General features: G+C 49.0%; 7 protein-coding genes and 1 pseudogene. All 8 read right to left on the reverse strand.

Going from position 1 to position 6,457, the window contains the following annotated elements:
* Positions 1 to 206 precede the first annotated feature (206 nt).
* Positions 207 to 440 carry a hypothetical protein gene (locus Q0340_RS04235; RefSeq protein ID WP_005873211.1) on the reverse strand — a complete coding sequence of 78 codons (234 nt, stop codon included), beginning with the start codon at positions 438 to 440 and terminating at the stop codon, positions 207 to 209.
* Positions 441 to 560: 120 nt separating this feature from the next.
* A complete protein-coding gene (locus Q0340_RS04240) occupies positions 561 to 1,793 on the reverse strand; it encodes a glycosyltransferase (protein WP_298082297.1) in 1,233 nt (410 codons plus the stop codon).
* Complete coding sequence (locus Q0340_RS04245) at positions 1,790 to 2,602, reverse strand: polysaccharide deacetylase family protein (RefSeq protein ID WP_298082298.1); 813 nt, start codon at positions 2,600 to 2,602, stop codon at positions 1,790 to 1,792. The genes Q0340_RS04240 and Q0340_RS04245 overlap by 4 nt, the downstream gene beginning before the upstream one ends.
* Complete coding sequence (locus Q0340_RS04250) at positions 2,599 to 2,781, reverse strand: hypothetical protein (protein WP_298082299.1); 183 nt, start codon at positions 2,779 to 2,781, stop codon at positions 2,599 to 2,601. Before Q0340_RS04250 ends, Q0340_RS04245 begins: the two co-directional genes overlap by 4 nt.
* The gene (locus Q0340_RS04255) at positions 2,778 to 3,854 is read right to left on the reverse strand and encodes a glycosyltransferase family 4 protein (RefSeq protein WP_298082300.1); all 1,077 of its coding nucleotides are present in this window, start codon (positions 3,852 to 3,854) and stop codon (positions 2,778 to 2,780) included. Before Q0340_RS04255 ends, Q0340_RS04250 begins: the two co-directional genes overlap by 4 nt.
* Entirely contained in the window at positions 3,851 to 5,305 is a 1,455-nt protein-coding gene (locus Q0340_RS04260) for an ELM1/GtrOC1 family putative glycosyltransferase (protein WP_298082301.1), read from the reverse strand. The genes Q0340_RS04255 and Q0340_RS04260 overlap by 4 nt, the downstream gene beginning before the upstream one ends.
* A complete protein-coding gene (locus Q0340_RS04265; RefSeq protein ID WP_298082302.1) occupies positions 5,275 to 6,156 on the reverse strand; it encodes a lysophospholipid acyltransferase family protein in 882 nt (293 codons plus the stop codon). Before Q0340_RS04265 ends, Q0340_RS04260 begins: the two co-directional genes overlap by 31 nt.
* Before the next feature lie 59 nt (positions 6,157 to 6,215).
* A pseudogene (locus Q0340_RS04270) lies at positions 6,216 to 6,457 on the reverse strand (tRNA uridine-5-carboxymethylaminomethyl(34) synthesis GTPase MnmE); the annotation flags it as partial.

Consider the following 6,457-nt stretch of genomic DNA (forward strand, 5'->3'; position numbering starts at 1 on the left):
TCATCCAAATTTAATAATAGCGGTATAAAAATTTAGCAATCCCATACCGCCTTTGTTTAAGCAATTAGCATCGAAAGTAAAAAGTTATAGCATACTGTTTTTGATTACGCCGCCGCATCGTCAGACTGTGCACCCAAAAAGGCAGCAAAAACAAAGCTACAAATCACCACGCAAACTACTATATAACCAACCATATCTCTACCCTCCTACTTTTTTAACTCTCGTATTTCTTTATACTTTTTTTCAATTTTCCTATTAACCAGCACTAGAGCAAAACACAAAGCAATCATTCCTAATCCGCTTAAAATCAAAATAAATGCTTTTGCCGTTTCGTAGTTATTTAGTAACCAACCGCCAAGCGAAATCATTAGCCCGACGATTATGCCCAACCAAAATCTAAGCGTCATCAATCTTTCTTTTGCTTCGTCTAATTTAGACATCTTTATCCTTTATTTCGGGATTATAACATTATTATCAAGCATTTACAAGACTAAATTTATGCCCAAAATACGCCAAACTGATAAATATGTATCATCCATTAATCGCTACTTTGCCTAAATTTAGGCTTCGCATAACAGCTCCTCGTAGTAATTTTTAAGCGAGCTAATATAATTTTGCAGCGTCAAAGTTTGCTTAAGACCGGCGTGTTTTTGCGCAAAAGCCCGTGCGTATTTGTCGTAAGTGCGATAAATTTCATCGATCTTAGCGCCCAGATCCGCCGGTTCATACAAAAACTCCTCGCTTAAAATTTCCGAAATTCCGCCCACGCGGGTAGATATCAGCACGGGCGAATAAAAAATACCTTCGATCAAAATCACCGGAAAGCCCTCCTTGCGCGAGCTGATGACGTGCAGGTGCGATGCGGCAAGCGCAGCCGCAACATCGTCGCAAAAGCCGCATAGCCGCACGCGGTCCTGCAATTTTAGCGAATCGATTAAATTTTGCAAATTTTGCCTCTCGCCGCCCTGCCCGTAAATTTTAAGCTCGAAATCGAATTTCAGTTCGCTTGCGGCGCGGATCAAAAGATCAAAACCCTTAATCTTATCGAGCCTGCCGACCGCGACGATGCTAAATTTAAAATTTTCCGCCGCCGCGCTTGCGCTCTGTTGCGATATGAATACGCTACTAGTCTTATTTTGCGATGCGTCCGCATCCAAAGCCCTATCTTGCGACACACCCGCCCTGCCAGGTATATCTTGCGACGTGTACGCAGCGTCAGCCATATTTTGCGACGCACCCGCAGCGCCAGCCGAGTCGCTGCGCGCGTCCTTTGTTTCCTTGAGCGCTTCGTTTGCGGCACCCTCCAAGTCCTTGCAGCGCGCGTAAATTTCACGATTTGCAAACTCCTGTCGCGGCTCTATGCCGAAATATATCACCTTCGCGGCGTGATTTATCGTGGTTGCGACCTTGCGCGAGGCTGCGATGACGTTTCGCACGCGATCGAAAACGGGCGCTTTGCGGTCGTTGTGTTTGGTCGCGACAAGCTTAAGATTTAAAAATTTTTCGACCACGAAGCCGATCTGCGCGGCTTTAGCGCCGTGCGAATGTAAAATTTCAAATCCGCCCGAGCGTAAAAACCGATAAATTTCAGCGAACAAAAATGGATTGTAGCGCTTGTCTCGGCTTTTGTATTCATAAATTTGCACGCGAGCATCCAGACGCTGCAAAAACTCGCATCTATCGGGCACGATGAGCGCCGCCTGCTCGCTTTTGCAAAGCTCATTTAGCGAGTCGATCACGATCTTTTCGACGCCGCCGTAAAATCTGGAGCAGCAAAGATAGGCGATTTTCATCTATTTCTGCCCTTCTTCATCTTCAAAATGAAGCTAAAAAGCCCCTGCCTGCCGCTAACCATGATGCGCGGAATTTCAAAATTTGAGTAGTGGGGGCGCAACACGTCGTTTTGCGTCGTAACGGCGCAACTAAAGCCCGCCTCGCGCGCGCAGCGCACGCTAATTTCGTTATAAAAGCCGAACGGATAGGCAAAGGCGCTGCAAGAAATGTCAAATTTCGCCTCTATTTCGCGCTTTGATTCGCTCATCTGACGCAGCTGCTCTTGCGGATCCAGGCTAGGCAAGTTTGCGTGATCGAGCGTATGCGAGCCGATCTCGATGAGCCCGCTTCGCAAAAGCTCGCGAACCTCCTCGTCGCTTAGCATCTCCTCGCGATTTAGCTCGTCGCTTGATTTTTTCAGATCCTTATCGGTCGCCCAATTCCCGTCAAAGCGCCGGTTCACGATGAAAATCGTCGCCTTAAAGCCGTATTTTTGCAAAAGAGGCAGGGCACCCGTAAGATTATCGCGATACCCGTCGTCGAAGGTAATGCAAACCGCCTTTGCAGGCTTGCTGCCCAAGCTTGCAAGCTCGCTTAAAGTATAGCTCGTAAAGCCGTTTCGCTTCAGCCACGCAAGCTGTTTTTCAAACGCGGTGGGGGTCACGCGCAGGCGGTTGAATTTAGAGGCGCGCTTTGGCAGATGCTCGCGGATCATATGATACATCAGCACGCGCGGATACTCGTAAGGTTGGTCCTTCGCCCACCACGCAAAGCGCAGGCAAAACCACGCAAAAAGCGCCGCAAAAGCCAAAAGCGCCGCGTAGATCATCGCTCAATCCTCATGCGATAGGCCAAAAAGCTTAGTATCGTAGCCAGACTTAGCGCCGCGAAGGAGATCTGATAGACCGCGTTTTTAAAAAATAGCGACGCGCACCAAAGAAGCAGCAGCGTTAAAAATGTGATCCTCCAGCCGCTAAGTGCGCCGTTTTCGTAAAAAAAATTTTTCATATTAAACTCTCATAAACCTTTATCGTTTTTTCTACCATCTGCTCTAGGCTGAAGTTTTGCGAAACGTAGCCGTAGCCGTCAAATTTCAGCTCGCGTGCGGGGGCAAACAGCCCCGCCAGCGCCTGCGCATCGCCCGCGTCAAAAAAATAGCCGTTTTCGCCCTCTTTTATGATATCTAGTGCGCCGCCGTGGCGGGTCGCGATCACGGGGCAGTTCAGCGCGATCGCCTCAGCCATCGAACGCCCGAAACTCTCGGGCTTGCTCGAAGCACTTACTGTGACCGACGAGAGCGAGTAAATTTCGGCTACCTTGCTCTGCGAGCCCGTAAAAATTACGCGCTCGCCCAGGCCAAGCCCCCCTACGAGCGATTTTAGCTCGGAAAAATACTCGTCGCGATCCGCTCTTACGCCGCCTACGATTAAAATTTTAAGCTTTTGTTCGCTCGCCAAAGCCGCGGCGCGGATCAGGGTTTTGTAATCCTTAATCTGCGTGATGCGCCCAACGCCCGAGACGATGAAATCATCCTGCGCGAGATTAAAATTCTGTCTAAATTCCGCGATGAAGCGCTCGTCTAAATTTTTTGGATTAAATTTTTCTAGATCGATGCCGCGCGGAATGATCGTGATCTTGGCTGCATCTACGCCATAGCTTCGCACCACGTGATCGCGCGCGTAGCCGCTAGGACAGATGATCGCGTCCGCATCCGTCATGATTTTGCTGTAGAAATTTACGGAATTTATCCCATGCACGGTGCTTACGATCTTTGCACGCGGGCGAGCAAATTTAACCAGCCACGCCGGCACGCGGGAGCGGACATGCACGATGTCTGGAGCGATCCTGCTTAAAATTTTACGCAGCTTTAAAACGCGCGCCGCAACGCTTAGGATATTTTTGGAGCAAACGTCGAGCTGTACGTGCACGCCGCCGTCTTTTTCTATTTCGGGCGCCAATTTGCCGCCGTTACTGATAACGAAATTTTCGATGCCTCGCCGCGCAAACTCTCTATTTAGCTCGACTACGCCGCGCTCGACGCCGCCTTCGTTCAGCTCGGGCAGGATTTGCACGACCCTCATATTTTTATCTCCCTCACAAATGCCTTAAGATCATACTTCGCGGTCTTTTTTAACGTTTCGTCATAGCGCCTAGCGTGACCCGTAGAAACGAGAGCGCTTATAAAATCGTCAAATTTATTATGAGCGTCTTTGCGTTTTAAACTCAAAATAGCCACGTTCGCGCTCCCGTTAGATGCAGCCTCGCTTATCATCGAGACGCTGTCCTCGCTGATAAAGACCCACTCGCACTGCGCCAAAAAATCGCCGATCGGATTTACGGGCTCGCGGCTATAAATCACGCTGTAATCCCAGCCAAGCTTTTCTAGCGCGCTCTCGGTAGCCCTCGGCGTGCGCGGAGAGGTCGTTAGCGCAAACTCGCAGTCCGCAAACTGCGCCCTTACGCCCTCGATCTGCTTTAAAATTTCATCCCCCATCTCAAAGCAGGAATTCGGCCCGCCGATGATAAATCCGATGGATTTACGCTGCGGCTGATACAGCCCCTGCGGGCGCGAAAAACTAAGCGAGACGGGCGAAATTTTAAGATTTGCGCGCGGCTTTGGGCGGTCATGCGCGCCTGCGATGATGACGCTAAAATCCTTGCGGTAGCCCTTCGGATACATTAGTGCTATACTCGGCCTAGTGTATCTGCGCGCGTAAAATTTCAGCGCGTAATAGATCGTAGAGCCCGCGCCTACAAATAGATCGAAATCTGCGAAATTTAAATTGCGATCTGATGCAGCGTCTAAATTTGCGCTATATGATACGGCATCTGAATTGGTGCCATTCGGCGTGGCATCTAAATTTGCGCTATCTGATGCAGCGGGGCTGTTTAAAGAGGTATTATTTAAATTTGATCCGTTTTTACGGTCCGTCGCCGTGCCGCCCCCATTGAGGTCGCACTTAAAAATTTTAAAATAAAGCCCGAAAAAATCAAGCGCGTAGGAGCATAGTTTAAGAAGCTTGTTTGCGTAAGCGATCTTGCAAATGCAAAACTCAAGCCCTCTTAGCTCGCAAAATGCGATGCTTTGGTTCTCGTGCCCCTTGCGGCCGTCGCTTAAGATGAGTGCTTTTCGATGCGGATTGTGAGTGGTGGGCGGATTTGCGCAGGAGCTTTCGCTGTTTAAATTTAGAGAGCCGCCGCCTGCGCGCCACGCCCAGTCTGAAGCGCCCGATCTTAAATTTTTACCTTTAAAGCTTTCGCGCCGCAAAGTGCAAGAGGGGCTGCCGCAAAACGATATGAAATTTTTGAAGTCCGAATTTTTGTCCTTTCGCGCGGCGGCGATCGCTACGAAATTTTCGCGATTTAAAATTTTAACGGCGCGCGCGGCGTTACTTAAATTTACGGCACTTTGCTCTTTTGCAAAAAGGCGCGAGCTCTGCGGCGCGGATAAATTTCTCGCGATGCCCCGTCTGCTCTCGCCTCTTGAAATTTGCCACGCCATCAGTCCATCTTCCATCGTTTGTGTATCCAAAACCACTGCTGCGGCGCGGTTTGCACGACCTCTTCGAAAATGTCGTTGCACTTTTGCGTGATAAACAGCTCGGCTTTGTCCTTATTTAGCCCCTCAGGTAGTGGCGGAAAATCCTTAATCACGATCTCATAGCGATCATCCTCTCCGCGGCGCGCAAAGATCGGGATCAGCACGGGATGAAATTTCAAATAAAGCGACGCGATGGTCTTCGTGGTGTAGCACTGCCGTCCAAAAAAGGTCGTAATCAGGCTGTTTTTAGGGCCCGGCTTTTGATCGGGCAGAATGCCTACGTTGCGCCCCTGCTTTAGCGCCTGCACGAGCCTGCGCATCGCATCGTCCTTGTAAATGAGGTCGTTGCCGTAGCGCTCGCGAAACGGCGCCACTAGCCGCTCCTCGATCAACTCATTATCGCTGCGACGCCCGACTACCGAGACGGGAAAGCCATTGGCACCGAAAAAATTAGCTAAAATTTCCCAATTTCCAAAATGCGCGGTAAAAAATAAAATCCCGTGCGGATTATCACCTTTTAGCTTTCGGACGCGCTCTAGCGCCTGCTCGCCGTTTGAAATCAGATCATCAAATTTTAGTCTGCCGTTGTAAAATAAAAGCGTGTCGGTAAGCGTCCTAGCGATACTGCGAAAATTATCGATCGCAAGAGCGTGAAGCTCACTTTCGCTTTTTTGCGGATAGGCGGCGCGAAGGTTGTCTTGTGCGACTTTAACGCGCCTACTAAGCTTCCACGATGCAAAAAGTGCGAGCTTATCGAAAAATGCGAATATGAAGCTTTTCGGCGCGAATTTTGCAAATTTTATCAGACACAGCGCCAAAAAATATTGGATTTTTTCCTTCATAAAGACCTCGTTTTAAATGCGAGATTATATTGAATTTTGGCTAATTAGTAGCTAAAACGCTATTTGCCGAGGCAAAAATTGCTAAACATTTCGTCTAGAATTTCGTCTCGCTCAAATGGACGCGAAATACGTGCAATCGCCTCAATCGCGCGATTTATCTCAAATGCAAAAAGTTCAAGCTCGCCGCAAGCCAGGCGCTCGCTCGCGTTTTTAAGAGCTGTAAGCGCGCTCTCGCAAGATAGAATTTGCCGCTCGTTGCTTAGCATAAGGCCATCGAAATTTTGAGAATTTAAGTAGCTCT

This window comes from uncultured Campylobacter sp., from assembly GCF_938045595.1.
Classification (GTDB): domain Bacteria; phylum Campylobacterota; class Campylobacteria; order Campylobacterales; family Campylobacteraceae; genus Campylobacter_B.

What these genes read in the sequence shown, in the direction of transcription:
- Q0340_RS04235 (WP_005873211.1), bottom strand. Translation starts at nt 440, where the DNA reads ATGTCTAAATTAGACGAAGCAAAAGAAAGATTGATGACGCTTAGATTT.
- Q0340_RS04240 (WP_298082297.1), bottom strand. Translation starts at nt 1,793, where the DNA reads ATGAAAATCGCCTATCTTTGCTGCTCCAGATTTTACGGCGGCGTCGAA.
- Q0340_RS04245 (WP_298082298.1), bottom strand. Translation starts at nt 2,602, where the DNA reads ATGATCTACGCGGCGCTTTTGGCTTTTGCGGCGCTTTTTGCGTGGTTT.
- Q0340_RS04250 (WP_298082299.1), bottom strand. Translation starts at nt 2,781, where the DNA reads ATGAAAAATTTTTTTTACGAAAACGGCGCACTTAGCGGCTGGAGGATC.
- Q0340_RS04255 (WP_298082300.1), bottom strand. Translation starts at nt 3,854, where the DNA reads ATGAGGGTCGTGCAAATCCTGCCCGAGCTGAACGAAGGCGGCGTCGAG.
- Q0340_RS04265 (WP_298082302.1), bottom strand. Translation starts at nt 6,156, where the DNA reads ATGAAGGAAAAAATCCAATATTTTTTGGCGCTGTGTCTGATAAAATTT.